At 42.5% G+C, this 23791-nt stretch carries 26 protein-coding genes; 1 reads left to right on the forward strand and 25 read right to left on the reverse strand.

What is annotated here, in order from left to right:
• Positions 1-9: 9 nt before the first annotated feature.
• The 20 genes from FAY33_RS04000 to FAY33_RS04095 form a co-directional block, all read right to left on the reverse strand.
• Positions 10-627 (reverse strand): TetR/AcrR family transcriptional regulator, encoded by a 618-nt coding sequence (locus FAY33_RS04000; RefSeq protein WP_143319447.1) that lies wholly within the window; start codon positions 625-627, stop codon positions 10-12.
• Between the two features lie 115 nt (positions 628-742).
• Positions 743-1621 (reverse strand): cysteine ABC transporter substrate-binding protein, encoded by an 879-nt coding sequence (locus FAY33_RS04005; protein WP_143319448.1) that lies wholly within the window; start codon positions 1619-1621, stop codon positions 743-745.
• Positions 1622-1638: 17 nt separating this feature from the next.
• Positions 1639-2391 carry an amino acid ABC transporter ATP-binding protein gene (locus FAY33_RS04010; protein ID WP_143319449.1) on the reverse strand — a complete coding sequence of 251 codons (753 nt, stop codon included), beginning with the start codon at positions 2389-2391 and terminating at the stop codon, positions 1639-1641.
• Positions 2392-2396: 5 nt separating this feature from the next.
• Positions 2397-3074 (reverse strand): amino acid ABC transporter permease, encoded by a 678-nt coding sequence (locus FAY33_RS04015; RefSeq protein WP_143319450.1) that lies wholly within the window; start codon positions 3072-3074, stop codon positions 2397-2399.
• On the reverse strand, positions 3034-3714 hold the full coding sequence (locus FAY33_RS04020) for an amino acid ABC transporter permease (protein ID WP_143319451.1): 681 nt from the start codon (positions 3712-3714) through the stop codon (positions 3034-3036). The genes FAY33_RS04015 and FAY33_RS04020 overlap by 41 nt, the downstream gene beginning before the upstream one ends.
• Before the next feature lie 327 nt (positions 3715-4041).
• Positions 4042-6000, reverse strand: a complete 1959-nt coding sequence (locus tag FAY33_RS04025) for a methyl-accepting chemotaxis protein (RefSeq protein ID WP_143319452.1) — start codon at positions 5998-6000, stop codon at positions 4042-4044.
• A 211-nt stretch (positions 6001-6211) separates the two neighbouring features.
• Positions 6212-8236 carry a methyl-accepting chemotaxis protein gene (locus FAY33_RS04030; RefSeq protein ID WP_143319453.1) on the reverse strand — a complete coding sequence of 675 codons (2025 nt, stop codon included), beginning with the start codon at positions 8234-8236 and terminating at the stop codon, positions 6212-6214.
• 250 nt (positions 8237-8486) lie between these two features.
• A complete protein-coding gene (locus tag FAY33_RS04035; protein ID WP_143319454.1) occupies positions 8487-9050 on the reverse strand; it encodes an NAD(P)H-dependent oxidoreductase in 564 nt (187 codons plus the stop codon).
• A gap of 150 nt (positions 9051-9200) precedes the next feature.
• A complete protein-coding gene (gene cysK / locus FAY33_RS04040) occupies positions 9201-10133 on the reverse strand; it encodes a cysteine synthase A (protein WP_143319455.1) in 933 nt (310 codons plus the stop codon).
• 179 nt (positions 10134-10312) lie between these two features.
• The gene (locus tag FAY33_RS19250; protein ID WP_243126549.1) at positions 10313-11062 is read right to left on the reverse strand and encodes a CAP domain-containing protein; all 750 of its coding nucleotides are present in this window, start codon (positions 11060-11062) and stop codon (positions 10313-10315) included.
• Positions 11063-11435: 373 nt separating this feature from the next.
• Entirely contained in the window at positions 11436-11867 is a 432-nt protein-coding gene (locus tag FAY33_RS04050; RefSeq protein WP_143319457.1) for an Rrf2 family transcriptional regulator, read from the reverse strand.
• Positions 11868-11946: 79 nt separating this feature from the next.
• A complete protein-coding gene (locus tag FAY33_RS04055; RefSeq protein ID WP_143319458.1) occupies positions 11947-13125 on the reverse strand; it encodes an ATP-binding protein in 1179 nt (392 codons plus the stop codon).
• Complete coding sequence (locus tag FAY33_RS04060) at positions 13115-13906, reverse strand: tRNA threonylcarbamoyladenosine dehydratase (RefSeq protein ID WP_143319459.1); 792 nt, start codon at positions 13904-13906, stop codon at positions 13115-13117. The genes FAY33_RS04055 and FAY33_RS04060 overlap by 11 nt, the downstream gene beginning before the upstream one ends.
• 100 nt (positions 13907-14006) lie before the next feature.
• Positions 14007-14351 (reverse strand): metal-sensing transcriptional repressor, encoded by a 345-nt coding sequence (locus tag FAY33_RS04065; protein WP_143319460.1) that lies wholly within the window; start codon positions 14349-14351, stop codon positions 14007-14009.
• A gap of 120 nt (positions 14352-14471) precedes the next feature.
• Positions 14472-14879: a hemerythrin domain-containing protein gene (locus tag FAY33_RS04070; protein ID WP_143319461.1), complete on the reverse strand. Its 408-nt coding sequence runs from the start codon at positions 14877-14879 to the stop codon at positions 14472-14474.
• Between the two features lie 50 nt (positions 14880-14929).
• Positions 14930-15478 (reverse strand): hemerythrin domain-containing protein, encoded by a 549-nt coding sequence (locus tag FAY33_RS04075; RefSeq protein ID WP_143319462.1) that lies wholly within the window; start codon positions 15476-15478, stop codon positions 14930-14932.
• 4 nt (positions 15479-15482) lie between these two features.
• Entirely contained in the window at positions 15483-16088 is a 606-nt protein-coding gene (locus tag FAY33_RS04080) for a hypothetical protein (protein WP_143319463.1), read from the reverse strand.
• Between the two features lie 26 nt (positions 16089-16114).
• Positions 16115-16300, reverse strand: coding sequence for a DUF1858 domain-containing protein (locus FAY33_RS04085; protein WP_143319464.1), 186 nt, complete (start codon positions 16298-16300; stop codon positions 16115-16117).
• A 41-nt stretch (positions 16301-16341) separates the two neighbouring features.
• The gene (locus tag FAY33_RS04090; RefSeq protein ID WP_143319465.1) at positions 16342-16869 is read right to left on the reverse strand and encodes a hypothetical protein; all 528 of its coding nucleotides are present in this window, start codon (positions 16867-16869) and stop codon (positions 16342-16344) included.
• 42 nt (positions 16870-16911) lie between these two features.
• Positions 16912-17247, reverse strand: a complete 336-nt coding sequence (locus tag FAY33_RS04095) for a cupin domain-containing protein (RefSeq protein ID WP_143319466.1) — start codon at positions 17245-17247, stop codon at positions 16912-16914.
• A 113-nt stretch (positions 17248-17360) separates the two neighbouring features.
• On the opposite strand from FAY33_RS04095, the gene FAY33_RS04100 reads away from it, so the two are divergent.
• Complete coding sequence (locus FAY33_RS04100) at positions 17361-18038, forward strand: Crp/Fnr family transcriptional regulator (RefSeq protein ID WP_143319467.1); 678 nt, start codon at positions 17361-17363, stop codon at positions 18036-18038.
• An 81-nt stretch (positions 18039-18119) separates the two neighbouring features.
• Here FAY33_RS04100 and FAY33_RS04105 read toward each other — a convergent pair whose 3' ends face one another.
• From FAY33_RS04105 to FAY33_RS04125, 5 genes are all read right to left on the reverse strand, one after another.
• Positions 18120-19508: a HAMP domain-containing sensor histidine kinase gene (locus FAY33_RS04105; RefSeq protein WP_143319468.1), complete on the reverse strand. Its 1389-nt coding sequence runs from the start codon at positions 19506-19508 to the stop codon at positions 18120-18122.
• Between the two features lie 4 nt (positions 19509-19512).
• Positions 19513-20211, reverse strand: a complete 699-nt coding sequence (locus FAY33_RS04110) for a response regulator transcription factor (RefSeq protein WP_143319469.1) — start codon at positions 20209-20211, stop codon at positions 19513-19515.
• Between the two features lie 70 nt (positions 20212-20281).
• Positions 20282-20491: a copper chaperone CopZ gene (copZ, locus tag FAY33_RS04115; RefSeq protein ID WP_143319470.1), complete on the reverse strand. Its 210-nt coding sequence runs from the start codon at positions 20489-20491 to the stop codon at positions 20282-20284.
• A gap of 24 nt (positions 20492-20515) precedes the next feature.
• Positions 20516-21235, reverse strand: a complete 720-nt coding sequence (locus FAY33_RS04120; RefSeq protein ID WP_143319471.1) for a hypothetical protein — start codon at positions 21233-21235, stop codon at positions 20516-20518.
• Positions 21236-21241: 6 nt separating this feature from the next.
• Positions 21242-23722, reverse strand: coding sequence for a heavy metal translocating P-type ATPase (locus FAY33_RS04125; RefSeq protein WP_347562651.1), 2481 nt, complete (start codon positions 23720-23722; stop codon positions 21242-21244).
• Between the last annotated feature and the right edge of the window lie 69 nt (positions 23723-23791).

A 23791-nucleotide genomic window follows, 5' to 3' on the forward strand; every position in this document is an offset into this window, starting at 1 on the left:
TACCTTTTCTTAGATCCCCATGATCTTTTTCCAGCCCGCATGCTGGAACTGTCCTAATACCAGGGAGTAAGAGACTGCCTTTTCCCTTGGAACCTGATGTTCCACAAACTCCCATAGCTGTCTTAAAAAAGAACGGGAAATAATGTGAATAAGGGTCTCATCAACATCCATCACTTCATGCCCCAGTCCCTTCATGGCATTAATAAACTCCCAACTGGACTGCTCCTCTATCTCTGTTAACTGATTCAGAAAATCGTCACAGTACCCGGGACCGCTTTTCAAAAACAGAAGCTGGAACAGATCAAACCGGTCGTAAACATAATCAACCATTTCCGGAACCGACTCATCGGTAATCCATTCCAGTGCTTCTGCCTGTTTTTCGGGAGAAAGTTCTGCAAATTCTGAATGAACCCTCCGGTACATATCCAGAAGTCCGTCAGCCGCATCACCCACCAGGGCATCAAATAACGCCTCCTTCCCTGGAAAATATCCGTAGATGGCTCCCGTAGTCACAGAAGCTTCTTTTGCAATTCTCCGCAGAGAAGCTCCCTCATAGCCATATTTCATAAACTCATTCTTTCCCGCATCTAAAATAGCCTGTCGGGTCCCATTGACCTGTGTGTTCATATTCTCTCCTCATAATTATAACAGCGTTATATAACACTGTTATAATAAGACAAAAAAAGCAGGACGTCAACACGTCCTGCCAATGATTTTTTCTCAATTATTCTCTTTTTCTGGATTATTCTACTTTTCCGCCTTCTACAACCAGATTCTCCGGATGAATCTCGTCTCCATAAACAGGTTTTAAAGTCTCTTCAAAATCTTTATGGAAGAACTGTTCTTCCCCAAGTGTCTCGATCTCTGTATTAATCCATTCCAGCAGTTCTGTATTGCCCTTCTGAACAGCCGGTGCGATGGTATCTGTGTTACCAATGGATTCAATTCCAACAGTAAAGCCTTTGTTCTGAAGTGCCCATGCAAGAACTTCGGTATTATCTGTAGAGAACGCATCCCCTCTTCCGTCTAACAGTGCATCATATGCCTCCTGGTACTCGTCAAACTTTAACAGCTTGATCTCTGGGTGTTCTTTGGAGAAATAAGTCTCTGCTGTGGTTCCCTTTACCACGATTAATGTCTTGCCATTTAAATCTGCCGGATCTGTAATCAGTTTGTCATCAGGAGAAACAACTCCAAGTGCCACTTTCATATAAGGCAGTGCAAAATCCACCTGCTCTTTTCTGTCATCTGTTACTGTGAAGTTTGCTAAAATCACATCAACTTTTGCAGATTTTAAGTATTCCACACGGCTGGCTGCTTCTACATATACAAACTCTACTTTATCTTCGCTGCCTAATAAATCCTTTGCAAGACGTTTTGCAAAATAAATATCATATCCCTGAACTTCTCCGTTGGAATCTACATAACCAAATGGATTCTTGTCGCTGAATACACCGATTTTAATAGTTCCTGATTCCTTAATCTCGGAAAGAGTTCTTGCTGTCGCTGTTGCTCCCTGTTTTGGGCCTTCAGCCTGATCCTTTGCTGGAGAACCGCAGCCTGTAAGCAGACCTGCTGCCATGGAAATCCCTAATAATGCACCTAATAACTTCTTTTTCATAATAATGCCTCCTTTATTTAGATCGCTTCATAATGAAACGTATTTAAAAACTGTTTTGCTCGGTCAGTCTTAGGAGAAGAGAAGAACTCCTCCGGCTGGCTTTCTTCTACCACCAGCCCCTGATCCATGAACAGGACCCGGTCGGATACCGCTTTGGCAAATTCCATCTCATGGGTTACAATCACCATGGTCATTCCATCCTTTGCCAGTTCCAGCACTACCTGTAAAACCTCTCTTACCATCTCCGGGTCTAATGCCGCTGTGATCTCATCAAGCAGTAAAATCTCCGGATGCATGATTAAGGCTCTTACAATGGCTACCCTCTGCTTCTGACCGCCAGAGAGCTGTCTTGGATATGCATCCCGCTTATCCAGCAGACCAACCCTTTCTAATAACTGTTCCGCCTCTTTTATAACTTCCTGTTTTTCTCTTTTCTGAACCTTACAGGGTGCTAAAAGAATATTGCCTAATATGGTCATATGGGGAAACAGATCATAACTCTGGAAGACCATACCGATCTTCTGTCTGATTTCATAAGCATCTTTTCTATCTCGCTCAATCACCTGGTCTTTAAACCGTATGGTTCCGGAATCAATAGGCTCCAGCATATTAAGACATCGTAAAAAGGTACTTTTTCCACAACCGGAGGGACCAACAATAACAACAACTTCGCCTTTTTCCAATGTGAACGAAATATCTTTTAAAACCAAATGCCCGTTTTCATAGGATTTCTTTAAATTTTCTGTTTTTAGAATGATTTCCTGCTTCATTTTTCTCAATCCTTTAATTTTTTATCTAGCAGAGCGGCTGCTCTGGAAAACGGAAAACAGATTGCAAAATACAAGATAAATATAACCCCATATACCCAAAGGGCAGCATCCGGAACCGTATATCTGGATGCATCAATCACCTGTTTTCCCACCTTAACAACTTCAATGACACCAATAAGCACAACCAGAGAGGTTGTTTTAATCATTCTCGTTAAAAGGTTCATCACCGAGGGAAGAAGTCTCCGCACAGTCTGGGGAATGATAATATACCGGTACACCTGTATCTTTGTCATTCCCAGCCCGAAACCGCTTTGATACTGGTGGACCGGAATGGATTGAAGCGCACTTCGTACCAGATCCCCCATCTCTGCAGTTCCCCAGAAAGTGAAGACAATGACAGCGGCGGCTGAGCCGGAAAGATTCACATTCCAATGCTTGGCAACACCAAAATACACCAAAAACAACAGTACCAGCTGAGGCATAATCCGGACTACCTCCAGATAGATGCGGCAGATGAAACGAATGGGTTTTTTGGGACTTGTCATGACCATTCCCATAAGGAGTCCTAATAGAATGGATAAGACCATGGAAATCACTGCAATCCGGAGAGACACCCACAGTCCCCCAAGAAGCCGGAGAAAGTTATTTCCCTGGAACAGCACTTGAATTCCCAAATTCTGCATAACGGACCCTCCTTTCTATCCAGGAACAAAGCAACGAAATAGGAAGCAAAATAATCAAATATGCAGTTACCAGCATAAAGAGGGCTTCATCTGTCTTATAATAAATTCCAATCAGATCCTTTGCCACAAACATTAAATCCGCCAACGCTACAGCGCTGAATACGGAAGTTTCTTTGATAAGAAAAATGATATTGGCGCAAAATACAGGCACCGAAGTTCCGATTGCCTGAGGCAGTATAATATGCCAGAACACCTGCCCATTGGTAAGACCCAGACTCAGTCCGGTTTCTGACTGAATGGAAGGCACCTGGTCAATTCCCGTCCGGAAAGCTTCTGCCATATAGCTTCCTCCCAAAAATGCCAGACCTGTTATGGCACAGCCTTCTGAGCTTAAAACAATTCCAAGCTTGGGAAGACCAAAATACAAAAAAAACAACTGGATCAGCAGCGGGGTGTTCCTTGATATCTCTATGTAAACACTTACCACATGCTTGAGTACCGGAACTTTAAATACTTTAATCAGACTGCATAAAAGTCCGATTACGGTTGAAAGCACAATTCCAAATAAAGAGATGCGAAGTGTAATGCCTGCTGCTTCCACATAAAGCGGCGCATTCTCACGAATAAATTCAAAATCCATGATTTCTTCCCCTCTCCCCTTCCTTAACATTCTGACTCATAAAACCATTCCTCCCTCGGTATTCATAGAAAAGAAGCAGGTAAACGAACATACCTGCTTCTTCCATTGATTCTCTCTATTACAAGATAAAGTCTGGATCTCAGATATTAGAACGCGTACATAAATAAGCTGTATTTCTTCCATGGAAGCATCTACAGCAGCAACAGCACTTCATGATAAGATTCATGTCTTGCATGCAGCTCGTCTTCATATCTTTAATCTCCCTATTCATACTAATTATATATGTTTACTATACTGTGACCTCATTCATTTGTCAATGCTTTTTTATCAAACTCCCTGTTCCTCTCCAGACTCTTCCATGTGAAATTCCATGATCAGATCTTTTAAATTCTGCATCTGATTTAATAAATCTTCGCTGGTTGCCGCACTTTCCTCCGCTGTAGCTGAGTTTGCCTGAGTGACCATGGATATCTTTTCCATTCCCTGTTCCACTTCCTCCACACTGCGGGACTGGCTTTCCAGAGAGCTGGAAATTTTTGACACAAGATCATTGATGGAATTGGTCTGCGCTACAATCGTCTGGAATACGGCTGCTGTCTGTTCCGTATTCTGCTTGCCCTGTGCTACAGATTCTATGGTACTGTGAATTAAATCTGTGGTCTGTTTTGCTGCATCTGCACTCTTTGATGCCAACTGGCGCACTTCATCTGCAACGACTGAGAATCCTTTTCCGGCATCTCCTGCACGTGCCGCTTCTACTGCCGCATTCAGTGCCAGGATGTTAGTCTGGAATGCAATATCATCAATTATTTTCACAATGCTCTGAATCTTCTTGGAGAACTCATCAATGCTTGCCATGGATTCAAGCAGACGCTCCATCTCTTCATTGCCCCGCCGGGTCTCCAAAAGCGCTGCTTCTGTCATATCTTTCATGGAAAGAGAATGATCCGCATTCTCCTTAATGTATCCGGAAACCTTATCAAGGGAACTGGTTAAAGCTTCTGTTGTTGATGCCTGCTCAGAGGAATTCTCTGCCAGATTCCGTCCGGTTACAGCCACTTGTTCGGAACTTAAACGGACCTGATCTGTGGATTGGGCAATATGAAGCAGTGTGCCGTTTAATGATGCAAGTATCTGTTCTAAAGCCGTCTGGATCGGAAGAAAATCTCCCTTATACTCTACAGAACTCTTTACAGACAGATCCTTTGATGCAACTTTGCTCAGCACCCTGGAAATGTCGGAAATATAAGTCCGCAGCCCATAGATGGTATTCTCCAGAGCCATGATAAGCCGGGCACCCTCATCTTTTCCTTTCGTCTGCTGAATCTCGCCAAGAATATCCCCCTCTGCCAGCCGTTCAATCCGCCTGGTAGCCGTTATAATCGGCTGTGTAACCCTGAGAGCAAATATACGGGTCACACCAATCGCTGCCGCCAGAAGCAATATTCCTGTCACAGCACACATGGCAATGGTAAATCTCACGGCACTTTCAATCTGAGTCAGAGGCGTTGTAACTGCAACGGACCAGCCTTCCGGTCCGGCAAGGGGAGTAAATCCCACCAGACGCCGGTGTCCATTGTAAAAACTGAATCCCGTTCCTGTCTCCCCAGTCATCATCCTCTGGAATATCCTGGCTGTAGGAGCATAAGAAGAATTCTCTTTTGCAAGCTTCACATAATCTTTGGGATTAGAAACGTTCTCCGGATCCGGATGAATCACGGTAATTCCATTTCCATTCACCACAAAGGCATAACCGCTTTCCCCAATCTTAATCTTTGTCAGATCATCGCTGATGGTCTGATAAGGCAAAACTCCATATAACACGTTACCAGTACTGCCAATAGGAGCACCTACATAAAAGGCAAGCTGCTTGTCCCGGTTTAAAAATGGATCTGAAATACTGGCTTTGCCGCTTTTTGCTGTCTGAAAGAATGTAAGATCTGCGATCTGATCTCCCCTGTCATTCCCTCCCTGGGCATCCGCTACGGTTATGTAAGCAAAACCTGATGCAGTGGCTTGTTCCTGCAGCAGCAAAGACCGCTCAGACGGTGTTGTTTTGTTGGTAAGGAAACTCCCTGATGCCGTAATACTCAATTGGTTCCGGTAAATGTTGAGAACAGAATCTATTCCCTGTTGATATGCCGCAGCAAGATAAGAGGAATTCTTTTTTGATTCCTTCATAGAGCTGTTATAATAAAGAATGGAAGAAATTGTTGTTAAGAAAATCACAGTAAATCCCAACAGCAATGAGACAAATAGTAATAATTTGTTTTTCAAATATTTCATGGCTCTGCGCCTCCTGATTATAATCACTGAGAATTTGTATATTATACCATATATGGGTAAAACCGACAACTCTTCTTTTCTATAATTCGACAATTTTCTCCTGTGTATTTGTGCCTGTTGACAAAAAAATTATATTACAAAAGAAAAGCACCTGTTTTTTTATCACAGGTGCTTTTCTTGATCTTCTCATGATTTCCTTATGGCTGCTCCATTACTTTTTTTCTTCCTTTAAAGTGAATCTGCCGGCTTCTTCCTGTAAGGTCTGTGCCTGAGCTGCAAGTTCCTCACTGGAGGCAGAACTTTCTTCTGCTGTGGCAGCATTGGTCTGAACCACAGAAGAAACCTGGAACAGCCCCTGATTAATCTGTTCTATGGATTGTGCCTGTTCATAAGAGGCTGCTTCAATCCTGCGGATAGACTGTTCTGCCAGCCTTGCCTTTTCTGTTACATCTTTTAAAATCTGGTCTGCTTCTATTGCCAGTTTTTCCCCATTAGAAACAGTCTCCACCGAATGTCCAATCAGCTCTGCTGTCTGCTTGGCAGCCTCTGCAGACTTTGCCGCGAGATTACGCACTTCGTCGGCTACAACTGCAAAACCTTTTCCCACATCTCCTGCCCGGGCTGCCTCAATTGCCGCATTCAATGCAAGAATATTAGTCTGAAAAGCAATATCTTCAATTACCTTTGTAATGGAAGATATCTTCTCAGAGGACTGGCTGATCTCCCCCATCGCCTGGTTTAAGTTCTTCATATGACTGTTACTTTCTTTGATTCCTGCATCTGCCTGTGCCACATATTCGGTCGCCTTCTTTACATTGGCAACATTCTCTTCTGCCTGTTGTGTAACTCCCGTAACTGCAGCGTTCAGTTCTTCGATTGTAGATGCCTGTTCTGTAGCTCCCGATGCCAGTGCCTGAGCTGCACTGGATACCTGGTCCGCCCCACCTGCAACCTGGTCAGAAGCATCTTTTATATTGGAAAAAACAGAATTTAAGTTCCATATAATCTTGTCCAGAGCCACTTTTATGGCTGTAAAGTCCCCTTTATACTGCCTGGCAGTCTCCACTGTACAGTTTCCCTGCTCCAGACTGCTAAGAACCAGCGTTATCTCTTCAATATATTCTTTCAGCCCTTCCACTGTAATGGTAAAGGCTCTTGACAGATTACCAATCTCATCACCGGACTGAACCTGAGGCACCTGGGAATGTAAATCTCCTTCGGAAAGATCCTCGATTCTCTTCACCAGGGCAATGATGGGATTCACAATAGGATTGGCTATCCGGAAAGCAACAAACACCGAAAACAGAACAAAGATGAACATAAGCAGCAAGGTTACTCCTACAGAAGTATAAAAACTTCCCAGCATCTCAGAGGTTTTGGCAGTCACTGCAATGGACCAGCCATCAGTATCCGGAATGCTCATATAGCTGACAACCTGCTTTGCTCCCTTATATAAAACTGTTTCTGTTCCGGTCTTCCCCTCCGTCATATTCTTTATCATCGCTGCCAAATGGGCAAAGGATGAATCCTCTTTTGCCTTTTCTATATAATTCAGTTCCTTGGTTACGCTGGAGGAATCCGGATGAGCAAGATACTTTCCATCTTTGTCCACAACGAAACCATATCCGGATGCACCGATTGCCACATCTTCAATCAACTCAGTAAATGTATCACTGTCCAGCTTTGCATAAACAATGCCTTCTCCTTTACCGCTGTTAACTGGTGTGGCTACAACCATAATAATTTTATTATCAATAGAACTGGCAAATGTAGAACTGAGATAGGTCTTACCGGACATGGATTCCTTAAAATAATCTCTCTGGCTTATCTGCGCCCCTGTAGTGGTTGATCCATTGGAATCAGCAACCGCCACCTCCATAAATCCATTCTTTTGAGCCAGATCTGCCATAATCCTGTTCCGGTCTTCCAGCGGTCTGGATGGATCAGTGATAAATTCATTCTGAGCCAGCAGCTCAATCTTACTATAGTATCCGTCTATCGCATTCCTGATTGCCAGACAATAAGCGTTCCTGTTCTCAATCAACCGGGTTTCCATATGAGTCCCTGCATCATTGTAGAGAACAATGCCATTGGCAATTCCATAGAATACAGAAATCAGAACTGCCAGACCAATAATTTTTCCCAGGAGTGTTTTTTTAATTGATTGTTCTCCCTTATGTAGTTTCAGGCTGTATAAAAATCCCGATGTGCTTCCTTGCTTTTTTTGCTTTTTCACTTCTGTATGCCCCCATTATTCTTCCAAAATGGAGCATAAGCATGCAGGGGTTGACTTTGTAAAGTAGAATACGGGATCACGCTTATACTCCATATATGGATAATACTTTTTTAATATAGCATTAAACCTGGAACAAGTCAACATGGTCAGGAAAATTATTTTTATCTGCACAAAACTGCCATGAAACAAAAAATACCACAGTCTCAATAAAGAAACTGTGGTATGACAGGCGTTTTCTTTTCTGTTCTGATTAAGAAGCAGAAACTCGGTTCACCCACTGGGAGAACGCTTCCATATATTCTTTCAGATGACCAAGCTTTCTCTCATTTACAAATGTACCCTTTTCATCAACGTAATCTGCTACATCGCTGATATACGCTTCTGGCTGCTGCATCATGAAAACATTTAAGAAAGCCATAGGCTGGCGCAGATGGTGATTGGCTCCGAACGCTCCAAGACCTCCTGGTGTCACACTGATAATGCCGCCCGCTTTGGAATCCCATACATTGCTTCCATAAGGTCTTGAAGCAACATCAATTGCATTTTTTAAAACAGCAGGAACCGAACGGTTATATTCCGGTGTAATAAAAATAACTCCATCCAGTTCTTTAATTTCATTTCTGAATCTGGTCCATGATTCAGGAGCATTCCCGTCATCGTCATAATCCTGATTAAACATAGGTAAATCACCGATCTCAATCACACGCAGGGATAAATCCTGGGGAGCCACTGAGATAACTGCATTTGCAACGGAACGGCAGAAAGAATCTCTTCGAAGGCTGCCAACAATAACACCAATTTGCTTTGTACTCATAATAACATCTCCTATTCTTCATTTTCTATTTATTTAAAACACTGAATATAAAACCGGATACACAACCTTTTACTGCTAAAGGTGTTGTAACCATTATAAGAATTCTATTCTAATCTTGTCAAGTATCCTGTTTGATCGTAGGCAGATACATTAGTCGGTAAAGAGGTTCGTGGACAAATACCGGTCACCCGTATCCGGCAAAAGAACCACAATGGTCTTGCCTTCATATTCCGGTCTTTTTGCAAGCTCAATGGCAGCCCATACGGCAGCACCGGAAGAGATTCCTACCAGGACTCCTTCCATCTTACTGATCTTTTTACCGGTTTCGAAAGCATCTGCATCCTGAACAGAAATTACCTCATCATAAATCTTCGTATTCAGCACATTGGGCACAAAACCGGCTCCCAGTCCCTGAATCTTATGAGGTCCTGCCGTTCCCCTGGATAATACAGGAGAAGACGCAGGCTCTACTGCCACTATTTTAATATCCGGATTTTTAGATTTTAAATACTCTCCTGTTCCCGTCACAGTTCCGCCTGTTCCAACACCAGCTACAAACACGTCCACATTCCCATCCGTGTCTTCGTAAATCTCCGGACCAGTGGTTTCTCTGTGAACTTTTGGATTGGAAGCATTGTTAAACTGGCTTGGAATAAAACTGCCCGGAATCTCTTTCGATAATTCCTCTGCCTTTGCGATAGCACCTTTCATGCCCTTCGCCCCTTCTGTAAGAACCAGTTCTGCTCCATATGCCTTCATTAGGGTTCTACGCTCTAAAGACATGGTCTCCGGCATCACAATCATGACCCGGTATCCTCTGGCTGCTGCCACGGAAGAAAGCCCTATACCAGTATTTCCCGATGTAGGCTCAATAATCACAGAATCCGGTTTCAATATTCCTGCCGCTTCTGCGTCATCAATCATCGCTTTGGCAATTCTGTCTTTCACAGATCCTGCCGGATTGAAATACTCAAGTTTGCCTAAAATCCTGGCTTTTAACCCCATTGCTTTTTCTATATTTGATAATTCAAGAAGAGGTGTTCTTCCAATAAGCTGATCGGCTGATGTATATATTTTTCCCATATGTTTATCTCCTTTTCCAGACTTCATTCGGTCTTGCATGTGGTACTTTAATATTACTTTGTAAAACATACTTTGTCAACGGGTTAATATGCACACACCATTTCTACAATGCAGAAAATCCCGGATTCACTGCCTGTGCACTGAACCGGGATTAAGCTTTTATAAATTTTATATGTATATTAATATGTGAATAACTGTACCCAGTACTGTGTTCCGCTGCCGTTCTGAGTGTTGCCTACTCCGATATGTGTAAAGTTTCTGTTCATGATGTTTGCACGGTGTCCGGCACTGTTCATCCAGGCATTTACCACTTCCTGAGGACTTCTCTGACCCCAGGCAATGTTCTCTCCTGCTCCCCGGTAATTCACTCCCTGCTCTTTTAAAGCACTTGAAAATGAACTTCCGTTTGGACGTGTATGGTCAAACTGGGTCTGAATTTCATTAGCTCTTACAGTTGCAGCCTTTTCAACACTTGGATCAATGGTAAGAGGGGACAGACCTTCTTTGGCTCTCTCTGTATTTACCAGATCAACCACCTGCTGTGTATAGGTCTTATTCGAAGTGTCGGTTCCGGTATTGTTATTGTCGTTGTTATTATTATTACCGTTGTTGTTATTGCCATTGTTATTATTGTTGCCGTTGTTATTATTGTTATTGCCCTTATTATTACCATTATTGTAATAATTATTGCCGCCCTGGTTTTTACAGTTGTTTAAAAACTGGTTCAGATCAGAAATATTTGCAAAATTACCATTTACACCATACTGCTTCATTTTTGCTAATAAATCATCAGGGTTACCATATCCGCTGATTGTTACTACATTTCCGCCGAAGGACGGGGTATTGCACCTTACTGCTGCATTTGCCGTTAAGGGAATCATACTTGTTAAAGTCAGTGTCATTAAGCCCAGTGCTGTTAATTTTCTCAATTCATTTTCCTCCTTGGAATTATTACGTTAATGTTAATTTTGTGTTTCTTTTGTATTTCTTTTTTGTTACATTTATATGATAGCACCCTTATTCCCATTTTACCAGTGGAAAGAAATGGAATTTTCCTTTTCAGTCAAATTCTTCTAAGTTTCTGGTAAAAACAAGGCTTGCTTCTGTAATTTAACATTTTCTTACCGTAATTCTCCAAAAAACAAACAATTAATTAAAACTATACCACTAAATACCAGTCAGGACGCATCCATTTTCTTACATTGTTCTCAAAACCGGGAAATTATCCTGGAAATACATTTGTAACATAAAAACAGGACCGGCTAATATCATCCGATCCTGTTTTGCTTTCACATTCCCATTTTATATGATGTAATTGTCAGCGTAACCACTTTTTTGAACCAGATCAGCAATGGTGATCCCGTCAAAGTAATCATTAATCAGTTTGTTTAAACCTTCCCACATCTCAAGTGTCTGGCACTGGGATGCCCGGTTGCAGCTATTGTTTTCTCCTTCGACACAGACAACAGGAGCAAGAGATCCTTCTGTCAGCCGTAAAATACTGCCCACGGTATAGAGTTCGGGAGCTTTCGCCAGCTTATACCCGCCTCCTTTTCCCCTAAGGGAATTTAACAGACCGTTCTTACTGAGAATGGAAACAATGGATTCCAGATACTTCTCTGAAATCTCCTGTCTCTCTGCAATGTCCATCAAAGTAATATATTCCCCATTATTGTGTTCTGCAAGGTCTATCATTAGTCTGATCGCATAGCGTCCTTTGGTTGAAATTTTCATAAGACATAACCTCCATAATCATACTTTACCACAAGGTTAGTATGTATATCAAGGGTAAATTACAGGAACTTCCTGCTAATTACCTGTTTAAATCATATTCATCAAGAAAATGATGAGTAATCCCATCCTTTTTATACGCGATGACCGTATTTAAATTTACATTTTCTACACTTTTAAATAAATTTCCTTCAATATAAGGGTTGACCTCTTTTAGCTGTTTTATCAGATCTTTTATCTCTACCCGCTTTGATCCGGTGCTGCCATCGGTTCTGCAGGTGGTACAGGTATCGGTAAACCGGCAGGCACACTGAATAAAACGAAGCTGGTTATAATCTCTCCACGCCTTAATATCATCTTCCCGGATCAGATACATGGGACGAATCAGTTCCATACCTTCAAAGTTGGTGCTGTGAAGCTTTGGCATCATGGTCTGAATCTGTCCTCCGTACATCATTCCCATCAAAATGGTCTCAATCACATCGTCATAATGATGTCCAAGCGCAATCTTATTACAGCCAAGTTCTTTTGCCTTACTGTACAAATACCCTCTCCGCATTCTGGCACACAAATAGCAGGGAGACTTTTCCACGTCATAAACCGCATCAAAAATCTCCGTCTCAAATACGGTAATTGGAATGTTAAGAAGTCTGGCATTGCTCTCAATGACCTGCCGGTTCATCTCATTGTAACCAGGGTCCATGACAAGAAAGACCAGTTCAAAGGGAAACTTGTTGTGCCGTCTCAGTTCCTGAAACAGCTTCGCCATGAGCATGGAATCCTTTCCGCCTGAAATACAGACCGCAATCTTATCATTTTCCTTTACGAGCTGGTATTGGTTGACCGCCTTTGCAAAACGGCTGAAAATATTCTTATGGAATTTCTTACGAAGGCTTTTTTCAATCTCAGCAAGCCGCTGGTCATTGCCCGCTTTCTTCTCTTCTTCCATGGAATGAATCAGCCATGCTCCATAACCGCCTTCCAGACTGTATGCAGAAAATCCCTGCTCTGTCAGGTATCTGGCCGCATCCACGCTGACAATCCCTTTTAAACAGTATAAAACCACAGTCTGGCCTTCTGCGGGAGTATAATCTCCTTTTAATATGGAATCCATATCTACCCGGATAGCACCTGGAATGAATCCGTGGTTATAAGAAGTCTGATCCCTGACATCAATGAGTACATACTGAGTCTTGTCCAACTGGTTCAGCCGATCCAGGGACAGGATTACATCGTTGTTCTCTGTATTCTCATAAGGCATGGGATGTCCTCCTGTTAAGACCGTTGTCTTCCCTCGCCAGATCTTTAATTACCTCTCCTGCAATAATAAGTCCTGCCACAGAAGGAACGAATGCCACACTGCCGGGAATATCCCTTCGTTCTGTACACTTATGCTTTGCCCCTGGCGGACAGATACAGTTGGTCCTGCAGCTAATTGACATATCCTCAATCGGCCTTGTAGGCTTTTCCTTGGAATACACCACTTTCAGCTTTTTGACCCCTCTTTTTTTCAGTTCTCTTCTCATCACTTTTGCAAGAGGACACATGGTCGTCTTATAAATATCGGCAACTTCAAAACTGGCAGGGTCCAGCTTATTACCTGCTCCCATACAACTGATAACAGGAACACCGGCTTCTTTTGCCCTCATGATCAGTTCCAGTTTTGCCGTTACGGTATCTACCGCATCTACCACATAATCATATTCTTTAAAATCAAAATCACCGGCATTCTCCGGCAGATAAAAGCACTTGTGCATCTCCACCTGTGCATCCGGGTTAATCTCTAAAATTCTGTCTCTCATGACTTCTACTTTATATTTACCCACTGTCTTTCTTGTGGCGATGATCTGGCGGTTAATGTTGGTTAAACATACCTTATCGTCATCAACAAGCACAAAGGAGTGGATTCCGCTTCTTACCAGCGCCTCCACCACATATCCGCCAACTCCCCCAATACCAAAGACAGCAACTTTTGCCCCCATCAATTGACCCATGGCGTCTTCACCAAGAAGAAGTTGGGTTCTTGAAAACTGATTCAACAATTGATTTACCTCTTTCTTAAAATATTATATCTTTTTAGCAGGAATAAAAAACACACTTCGAATAATTATACTTCGAAATACAAATTTGGGCAATTGGTTTTTATTTCATAAAACGGTCAATCGCCCGGTTCAAGTCTTCAATTGCCTTCTTATCGCCGGATTCAACCGCATCCACAATACAATTTTCAATGTGATCCTTTATAATAACCTTGCCCGTGTTGTTAAGAGCTGATATGACGGCTGACAATTGTATCAGCACTTCGCTGCAGTCCCTTCCGTCATCTACCATCCGCTTTACCGATTCCAAGTGTCCGATGGCACGGGACAGCCGGTTTAACACAACCTTTGTATTCTTATGTGTATGGGCATGTCCATCTCCATGACGATGGGAAAGTTCTGTGCCATCTGCCGATATATGGGTATGATATCCTTCTTCTTTCTTCATATTCTTCCCTCACTCCTGTCCTTTTTCTATTGTACTCTACTTCTTGTTTTTACACAAGAACAGGTAGGAAGAAACGGAAAAAAAGCCCCTGCAAAGGGACTTTCCTTCATGTCAACACCTTTATTTCACCTGACGGTACAGCCCGCTTTCTTCTTTTTGCATGCGGGTTTCAATACTGCGGATGATTACCTCTATTCTCCCATGAAAGGTGCCTTTCTCAGACAAAATCTTTCCTTTGGTATTGTACTTTTCCTTAAATTCCGTAAATACAGTCATTAAGCCACCCATTTCTTTCTGGTAATCATTTGCCATTGTCGTAAGTTTTATATCACCAGACCGACGAAAAAAGGGGTAAAGGTATTGGTCTTCCGAAGACAGATGAATCTTTAGCTTTCCAGCCAGACTGTTGATATGAAAAGCAAGATCAGATGCCTCCTGCTCCAGTTCTGGTTTTCTTAAAAGCAGTTTCAACTGCTCCAGTTCTTCTTTGATTCTTTCGTGCTGTTCCATATAATGTTTCAGTTCCATATTCCCGGCTTCCTTCTTTCGTATGATCCTGGGATGTATCTAAGATCCTGTTATTTTACCTTTTCCTGTAACCAGGACAGATAATGATCCTGAACCCCTTGTTCTGTTGCCTGCCGTTCAAAAGATTCGGTTTCCGCATTCACTGCCTTTTTATGGTCTTCGGTTAAGGCACGCTCTGCAAAGGTATATACAACTTCATCTTCTTTCTCAATATGACGCTTTAACAAAGCACCATATCCAACTCCGTTGGCAATAATATCCAGCTTATGATCATCAATGGGATCTTTTTCATATTCTTCTACTGCCTTTTCCAGATCAGAAAGATATAATCTGCCAAGATCATGTTCCACAAGCATGCCGTTTCGGATCAGCTTTTCTGCTACAGGTCCCATATTATCAAGCATAAACTGAAACAGAATCTTTTCTTCTTTGCCATGATGATGTTTATCCGCATAATTTCTTCCGAATTCCACACATTCCCTCAAAAGCTTTCCATCTACAGGTTCTCCGTTTAAAATACCGGAACAGATCTTTCTTAAAAAAGCGGTAAATGTCAGTATATTTTCATGCTCTTTCATTAACAGTTCAATTCCGAACATACGCTCATCTCCTTATTTCGTATACCTGATCCTCAATCTGATTAAATTCTATTCCGGAACCATCAAGCATTCCCTTAATCATTGATTCACGTAAGGTATTATAGTGATTCACGTCTCCGTGAATGATGGACCAGTAAGCTTCATGAATATCCTGCGCCTGTCTGTATACAAGCCGTTCTTCTGTATTCTCAATTACTTCATTCACATGATCGCAAGGCATTCCGTTTAACAGCTTACTGTCTAAAAATTCAAAAGCCGCCTTGGCTGTGGTAATATTTTCAATTGAATTTTCTTTTCCAAGCTGATAGACAGCTTCTTCCATAAGATCAAGACTGCCGGGATCAGACTCCAAAAGACTTGTCACCACATAGGCAAGCCGATTCTCCACCAGACTTACCCGTTCCTGAAGCCAGCCGTGAATGTTGCCGGTATCCACAAGATCCTCTAAATTACCTTCCGGCAATGTGCCATACCTGCTGTCAGTCTTCTGTCTTAATCCTTCTCCAATGCCTTTTTCCTGTGCCAAATCAAGAATCACATCAACCATGGCATCCTGAAATTTAATTTTATTATATAACCAAACGTGAATGGGTCCTAAAAACGCGCTCATGCTGTTCCTCTTTTCTGTTGTTTTTATTACTGATTTAACTGCTCAAGAATTCCTGTCACATCAATTCCATGTACCATACATGCCTCTTCTAAGGATTCCATCTGAGAAGACGGACAGCCAAGGCAGTGCATACCACTTGCCATTAAAATCTCTGCGTATGCAGGGTTTATTCTTAAAATCTCTCCAATATACATTTCTTTCGTTATCATCATTCATTCTCCTTTTCTTTGTTTGCCGTTACTATGTTTTCCTATTATAAAGCTGGTGCTTTCTCAGTATCTGCCTTATGATACAGCTCCATGCACTTTAAATACAATTCGTCTGCTTCCTCACAAACCGGGGCAAGCTGTGACGGGGTTAAGTCAAAACTGATGATGGACAGAGCCTTGTAAAAAAAGTAATTCAAGTCCTCATCTTCATAGCCAAGGTTCATGGCATGATATACATAGGCTGCCATACTTCTGGCTCCAGACAAAATCTTTGACTTTAAGGAACGAATCTCCTCATCCGCCTCCCAGATCTCCCGCATATCAAAATCAGAAGTGTTCCCGCAGACGGAGAGACAGGAACTGCAGCCTGGCGCAACCCGACTTTTTTCTTCCTGTACCTTTTTGATCATTTGATGGATAGACTCCTCATCGAAATTTTCATTGGGTATGGTGGTAAATAATCCTTCCACAATTACTTTTGTGGTGGTTGGAAGTTTGGGATGAGTACTGCAGGTCCTTGCAAGGCCAATCAGCACTCCCGTCAGTTCATCCTGTAACTTTTTGCTGGTCATCTTTTTCGAACCTTTCTTTACTTTTTAATGATTCCGACCCCATTAAAAAGCCACAACCAATAACATCTTAAAACATTCTTCTGCGTATACTGCATGTGGTTTTTTCGCAGGCATAACAAGGGTCTCTCCTTTATTTAAAAGGTATTCTTTTCCGTCTACGGTAAATTTCCCTTTCCCTTCCAGGACAGATACCATGGCATCGCCATTGGATTCGTGGGTACTGATCTCTTCTCCCTTATCAAAGGCAAAAAGAGTGATGCTTACATAACTGTTCTGAGAAAGAGTTTTACTTACAATCTGCCCTTCCTGAACACTGACTAAATCAGATAATGTCACTACTTCTTCATGAGCGATATTTTTTAATATTTTCTCTGCCATCTGTCTTCCTCCTTATCTTTCCCTTGCTTTTGTATGTTGATTATAATATAATATTTACATCAATTCAGTTGTTATTACAACATTTTCAAAAATAATTAAAAGGGGTGGAACCAATGAAGGAGTATCTTCCAATTTTAAAAAAATCAAATTTGTTTCAAGGGGTAACGCCTGAAGAAATCGAATCCATGTTAAAATGCCTGTCCGCCCATATGAAACATTATAAAAAAGATGAATTTGTCATTCGAAGCGGTGATTACATTCGTTCAGTAGGAATGCTTGTTTCTGGTGCCGCACTGATTATACAGGAAGATTTCTGGGGAAAGAGAAGCATTATATCCGAAGTTCTTCCTGGCAATCTCTTTGCTGAAACCTATGCCTGTATCTCCTCTCTTCCGATTGAGATGAGCGTAATATGCGATTCAGAATGTGACGTGATCTTTTTGGATTTTAACAAGATCATGACCGTATGCAGCTCCGCCTGTTCCTTTCACACCCGGCTGATCCAGAACTTTTTATCTTCCATTGCCAGAAAAAACATGGTTTTAACAAAAAAGATGCAGCATATGTCTAAAAAAACCATCCGGGAAAAACTTCTGTCTTATTTGTCCGCAGAATCTTTAAAAAGTAATTCTTCCACTTTTTATATTCCATTTAACAGACAGCAGCTTGCTGATTACCTTTCCATTGACCGGAGCGCTCTTTCTAATGAATTAAGCAAATTACAGGTGGAAGGAATCCTTACATATAATAAAAGCAAGTTTACTTTGATTGATAACGTTCCCAATCATTAGGATATGCAGATGAAAGCAATGAACGTTCAGACACGCTACAGACCAAAGAAAGAGGCAGGGGATTCGCTCCCGCCTCTTTTTTTAATGGTCTCCTTTCGGAATCTTAACCGTAAAACAGCTTCCCTTATCTCCTCCGCTTTTGGCTTCTACCGTTCCTCCATGGGCCGTTACAATGGATTTGACAATGGCAAGTCCGATTCCCGCACCGCCGGTCTTACGGTCTCTGGATTTATCAGAACGGTAAAACCGCTCAAATACAAGGGGTAATTCTCTTTCTGGAATACCGATTCCAGTATCTATTACTTCAATCACTCCAAATCCACCTTGTTCTGACACATGAACAATTACATCTCCTCTAACGGGTGTGTATTTCACGGCATTGGATAAAAGGTTGGTAACCACCTGACTGATTCTGGCTCCATCCGCTTCCACAAAAGCAGATGTTCCCTCCATCTGAAATGTAAGGTCTTTTTTTCGAATCTCTCCATTCATGGTTTCTGACACGATCTGGACAATCTCTAACAGATCAATTCTGGATTTTTTCAGAACCAGATTCTCACTTTCCATTCTGGCAAGCTGTTCCAGATCTGCCACTAAAGTTCCCAGCCGTTTTACTTCTTCAAAACAACTGTGCAGACGTTTTGGAGTCGGTTCCCACAGCCCTTCCATCATGGCTTCTAAATGGGAACTTAAAGAGGTTAAAGGCGTACGAAGTTCATGTGCCACATCAGCGGTCAGCCGCTTTCTGAGACTCTCCTGTTTGCCCAGAGCATCGGAAAGCTGGTTGATGGCTGTTGCAAGATCGTCCAGTTCCCTGATTCTGGTCCCCGGTTCAAACCGGATATCATAATTCCCCTCTGAAATCTGCTTGGCAATATAAACGGTCTTTGTCACAGGTCTTGAAATCCTCCGTGCAAGAAAACATCCCACAATCACAGAACAGATTCCAGAAAATACTCCAATTACAGCAAGGACCTTGTTCATTACGTTAATAAAATCAAAATCTGCTTCATTCATAAAGAAGGGACCATAATATTTGATGGATACCGTACCTGTCTTTTTCCCGCTCTGACTGAGATCATAACGGTTATCAACAAAACCGCCCCTTGATCCTCTTTCTTCCATACGGATGGAGATTTCATTCATAATCTGTCCGCAAAGACTCATATCGTGATTTTCTGCATCCCAGACCACATTTCCGCCCAGATCATAAAGTTTTATAATATAGCCGTCATATAAGGCATTCATACCGATTGCATGAACATAATCAAGCTTCCAGTTTCTTTTTAAGCTATCATACTGCCTGCCCAATTCTTCCACCACATTTTCCCTTCGTTCCTTACCAAGCTGGGTCATATACTTTTCAAATTCCCGGTTGATAAACCAGTTTGATAAAATACCGATTAATGTGATTGTGAGAAAAAGAACCAAAAATATGGTAAGTGATAACTGCTTTCTCAGACTTTTCAAAGGGTTATCCTCCAAACTTATAGCCAAGCCCTGGAATTGTAAGAATATAGACAGGAGACTTTGGATCGTCTTCCACCTTTTTTCTGATATTTTTTATGTGGCTGTCAATGGCTCTGTCATACCCTGCAAATCCTTTGTCAAGAGCTGCTTCAATGAGTTCTTCTCTGGTAAATACTTTTCCAGGATATTTGATAAGAGCAGATAAGATATTGCGCTCACTTGGGGTTAAGGTTACTGCAAGCCCTTTTTTGCGTACTTCATTCTTCTCAAAATCAACCACAAGATCTCCTTCTCTCCACGAGTTACGCCTGGTAAGGGGCACCAGATCCGGTTCTGTACGTCGCAGAACTGCTTCTACCCTTGCGTAAAGCTCTTTTAATCCAAAGGGTTTCATCACATAATCATCGGCCCCCAGTTCCAGACCTTCCACCACATCATTTTCCTCTACTTTGGCGGTCAGCATGATAATGGGAACCCTGGATTTCTGGCGGATGGCGGTGCATACCTCTTCTCCTGAAAGATCGGGAAGCATCAGGTCCAGCAAAACCAGGGAAATATTCTCTGCATCAAATATCTCCAAAGCCCTTTTTCCATTCTCTGCAGGAATCGGATGAAGTCCTCTGCTTTCCAGGAGAGCACAGACTACCTCCATAATCTTTGGTTCGTCATCTACAACCAGTATATTCTTTTTATTCTTACTCATCCTGACACCTCAATTTCTTTCAAAATAAACAGGAAAAGCGGGAACCGCCAAAAGGCAGTTCCCGATCTTTTTATTCCACTACATCATAGCCCTGATCTTCAATTTCAAACTTGATCTTTTCTACCGGTGCTTTCTCCGGGTCATGATCAACGGCTACTGTCTTTGCCCCTAAATCAACGGATACATTTGATACACCGTCTACGGCTCCTACTGCATTTGTAATTGCTTTAACACAATGTTCACAGGACATTCCTTCTACTTTAATAATTGTCTTTGACATCTGTATTACCTCCATTATCATATTTTATTTTAAATCAAAGGGTTTTAAAAATTTATATACATCCACATTTTTTCCGTCTTCTTCAACTGGAACTGTGGCATACACCCAGCCATCTACTTTTTCAGGGTCAGCCCCTGCCTCTATCAGAGGCTCTGGATTGAGAACAAAAACAATGTCCTTATCCTGGTTTTCACTTGTTACTGTATTCTTCTCCATATTCTTTGCCCACTCAAACATATTGCCGTCTCCCAGCTTTACGCCGTAATGATCCATGGCAGTATGATAGTTAATGGAACTGCGGGCTTTCTTTACGATCTTTTCATATGCCAGCAATGGAGAAAGTTCTTCTTTCTCTGCTGCCGGTTTATTGGAAAGTCTGGTTCCTACGGTAATCAGTCCATCGGAGAACTGATAGTTTTCGGGAAGCTTTTCTGTATCCAGACCCGCTTCCAGGAACGGAGCGGCATCAAACTCAAGCATTACGTCATAGACCGGGCTGCGGCTGTAATCCTCACTCCAGATAAAACGTACGGCTTTGTCTGGCGCATTCAAAGCCCAGCCTGCATGATCCTCCTCTGCTTCTACAAGCTCTGGATCTGCATCTAAAACAGCTCCAAAGGCAGAAGCAGAATCTTTGCCCACCACATCAAGACCTCCTGCTTTATTAATGGCTGCTGTGGCAATACCGGCTACCACGATTACGGCTATGGCTGCGGCTGCAATTAACTGTCCATTCTTCTTCATGCCTGATCACCTCTTTCCTGTTACTGGTTTGAATCTCTTAAGTCTCAAGGCATTGGTCAGCACAGAAACAGAGCTTAAACTCATGGCTGCCGCTGCGAAAATCGGGTTTAACAGCGGACCGTTAAAGAGAAGATGTAAAAGACCTGCTGCAATGGGAATGCCAATTACGTTATAGCCAAATGCCCAGAAAAGATTCTGTTTGATATTTCGAATAGTCTGTTTACTCAAATGTATGGCCGTAGGCACATCCATTAAATCAGACCGCATCAGTACAATGTCAGCGGATTCCATGGCAACATCTGTTCCTGAACCAATGGCAATTCCGATATCTGCCTGGGCAAGTGCCGGAGCATCGTTGATTCCGTCTCCTACCATGGCAACTTTTCTTCCATCGTTTTGCAGCTTCTTCACTTCACTGGATTTGTCCTGGGGAAGAACTTCTGAGAGAACACGGTCAATTCCAACCTGTTTTGCAATGGCTGCGGCTGTCTTTTTATTATCACCTGTAATCATGGCTACTTCAATGCCCATCTGATGAAGGCTTTCAATGGCTGCACGGCTGGATTCTTTCACAACGTCCGCCACGGCAACAATACCAGCCAGTTTCCCGTTAAGAGCTACATACATTGGAGTCTTTCCTTCTTCTGCCAGCCGGTCGGAACTTTCCTCCATTCCTGCTAAAGAAATCTCTCTTTCATCCATCAGTTTCCGGTTCCCTGCAAGAACAGTTTCTCCGTTTATTATGGCTTCAATTCCTCTTCCTGTCAGAGATTCAAACTGCTCTGTGGCAAGAATCTCAAGTCCCGCTTCTCCAGCACCCCTTACAATTGCCTGACCCAGAGGGTGTTCTGAACCTTTTTCTGCGGAAGCAGTGAGCTTAAGCAGATGATCTTTTGATATGCCTTCGGTCGGGAGAACATCTGTTACCGTTGGTTTTCCTTCTGTAATGGTTCCTGTCTTATCAAATACAATGGTATTAATCCTGTGGGCGGTCTCAAGTGCTTCTCCGCCTTTAATTAAAATTCCGTTCTCTGCTCCTTTTCCCGTTCCTACCATAATCGCAGTAGGTGTTGCAAGACCAAGAGCACAGGGACAGGCAATCACTAATACCGAGATAAAAATAGTCAGTGCAAACTTTAAATCTCCTCCGGTACCAAAGTACCATGCAATTCCGGCTACGAGTGCAATCGCACAAACCACCGGAACAAAATACCCGGATACAATATCTGCCATCTGGGCAATGGGGGCTTTGGATCCCTGGGCATCCTCCACCAGCTTGATGATCTGAGCCAGTGCAGTATCGCTGCCGATCTTCTCTGCCTTAAACTGCACCGCACCTGTGGTATTTAAGGAAGCCGCATAAACCGGATCTCCGTCTTTTTTGTCCACCGGCATACTCTCTCCAGTCAGCATGGATTCATCAATGGCAGTATGACCGCTGATTACGGTTCCGTCAACAGGAATCTTTTCTCCTGGCTTTACTAAAATTATATCTCCGATTTCCACTTCGTCAATAGGAATTTCTTTTTCTGTTCCATCGACCAGAATGGTAGCCGTCTTCGGAGCCAGACCCATAAGTTTTTTAATGGCTTCACTGGTTCTTCCTTTGGAAACAGCTTCTAAAGATTTCCCAAGAAGAATCAGGGTGATAATCACGCCTGCCGTTTCAAAATACAGGGAATCCACTGCCATAAAATGACCGTCTGCAATCTGAAATGTATTATAAATACTATATAGAACTGCTGCGGTTGTTCCCACCGCAATTAATGAGTCCATGTTAGGGCTTCTCTGAATCAGTGCCTTAAATCCAACGGTATAAAACCGATATCCCACTGCAAGAACCGGAACCACAAGAAACAGTTCAATTAATGCGTAAAGAAGAGGAAACTGCATGGGATCAATTCCTGCCGGGAAAGGCAGACGAACGATCTTAATCATGGGCACCATGGCGATATAGAGAAGGGGAATTGAAAATACGGCTGAAACAATAAACTTTGTCCAGAGAATCTTAATCTCCCGCTGTTTTCTCGCCCGGTCTTCATCTGCTGCATCTGCCTTATTGGCTTCCAGCGCTTCATAACCTGCCTTTTCAATGGCTCCACGGATTGCAGAAAGTCTTACTGACTGTGGATCGTAAGTAACCACTGCTTTTTCTGTTGCAAAATTGACGGAAGTCTCTTCTACCCCTTCCAGTTTTCCAATCGCCTTTTCCACTCTTCTTGCACAGGCGGCACAGGTCATGCCTCCGATGGGAATGGTAACCTTGGAGTTGGGGGATTTTTCCGCTACTTCATATCCGATTTTTGTGACTGCTGCTTTGATCGCAGACAGTTCAAGCTGATTACTGTCGTATTCTACAAACAGCTTCTCACTTGCCAGATTGACTGTTGCCTGGTTGATTCCTGACAATTTGCGCACCGTTTTTTCAATTCTCTGTGCACAGGCGGCACAGGTCATGCCCCTTATATTTAACATTTCACTTGTCACTTTTATCCACCTCACCTTTTTTTATAAGTTTCGCCTTGAAGTTTCTCATTACTCATGCTATTATTATGA

Source organism: Clostridium sp. HBUAS56010 (assembly GCF_007115105.1).
Classification (GTDB): Bacteria; Bacillota; Clostridia; order Lachnospirales; family Lachnospiraceae; genus Lacrimispora.

Bases quoted from the DNA above. Each gene is read 5' to 3' on its own strand.
- FAY33_RS04000 (WP_143319447.1), bottom strand. From the start codon at position 627: ATGAACACACAGGTCAATGGGACCCGACAGGCTATTTTAGATGCGGGA.
- FAY33_RS04005 (WP_143319448.1), bottom strand. From the start codon at position 1,621: ATGAAAAAGAAGTTATTAGGTGCATTATTAGGGATTTCCATGGCAGCA.
- FAY33_RS04010 (WP_143319449.1), bottom strand. From the start codon at position 2,391: ATGAAGCAGGAAATCATTCTAAAAACAGAAAATTTAAAGAAATCCTAT.
- FAY33_RS04015 (WP_143319450.1), bottom strand. From the start codon at position 3,074: ATGCAGAATTTGGGAATTCAAGTGCTGTTCCAGGGAAATAACTTTCTC.
- FAY33_RS04020 (WP_143319451.1), bottom strand. From the start codon at position 3,714: ATGGATTTTGAATTTATTCGTGAGAATGCGCCGCTTTATGTGGAAGCA.
- FAY33_RS04025 (WP_143319452.1), bottom strand. From the start codon at position 6,000: ATGAAATATTTGAAAAACAAATTATTACTATTTGTCTCATTGCTGTTG.
- FAY33_RS04035 (WP_143319454.1), bottom strand. From the start codon at position 9,050: ATGAGTACAAAGCAAATTGGTGTTATTGTTGGCAGCCTTCGAAGAGAT.
- cysK (WP_143319455.1), bottom strand. From the start codon at position 10,133: ATGGGAAAAATATATACATCAGCCGATCAGCTTATTGGAAGAACACCT.
- FAY33_RS04050 (WP_143319457.1), bottom strand. From the start codon at position 11,867: ATGAAAATTTCAACCAAAGGACGCTATGCGATCAGACTAATGATAGAC.
- FAY33_RS04055 (WP_143319458.1), bottom strand. From the start codon at position 13,125: ATGCCTTATGAGAATACAGAGAACAACGATGTAATCCTGTCCCTGGAT.
- FAY33_RS04065 (WP_143319460.1), bottom strand. From the start codon at position 14,351: ATGAAGAAAGAAGAAGGATATCATACCCATATATCGGCAGATGGCACA.
- FAY33_RS04070 (WP_143319461.1), bottom strand. From the start codon at position 14,879: ATGGAACTGAAACATTATATGGAACAGCACGAAAGAATCAAAGAAGAA.
- FAY33_RS04075 (WP_143319462.1), bottom strand. From the start codon at position 15,478: ATGTTCGGAATTGAACTGTTAATGAAAGAGCATGAAAATATACTGACA.
- FAY33_RS04080 (WP_143319463.1), bottom strand. From the start codon at position 16,088: ATGAGCGCGTTTTTAGGACCCATTCACGTTTGGTTATATAATAAAATT.
- FAY33_RS04085 (WP_143319464.1), bottom strand. From the start codon at position 16,300: ATGATGATAACGAAAGAAATGTATATTGGAGAGATTTTAAGAATAAAC.
- FAY33_RS04090 (WP_143319465.1), bottom strand. From the start codon at position 16,869: ATGACCAGCAAAAAGTTACAGGATGAACTGACGGGAGTGCTGATTGGC.
- FAY33_RS04095 (WP_143319466.1), bottom strand. From the start codon at position 17,247: ATGGCAGAGAAAATATTAAAAAATATCGCTCATGAAGAAGTAGTGACA.
- FAY33_RS04100 (WP_143319467.1), top strand. From the start codon at position 17,361: ATGAAGGAGTATCTTCCAATTTTAAAAAAATCAAATTTGTTTCAAGGG.
- FAY33_RS04110 (WP_143319469.1), bottom strand. From the start codon at position 20,211: ATGAGTAAGAATAAAAAGAATATACTGGTTGTAGATGACGAACCAAAG.
- copZ (WP_143319470.1), bottom strand. From the start codon at position 20,491: ATGTCAAAGACAATTATTAAAGTAGAAGGAATGTCCTGTGAACATTGT.
- FAY33_RS04120 (WP_143319471.1), bottom strand. From the start codon at position 21,235: ATGAAGAAGAATGGACAGTTAATTGCAGCCGCAGCCATAGCCGTAATC.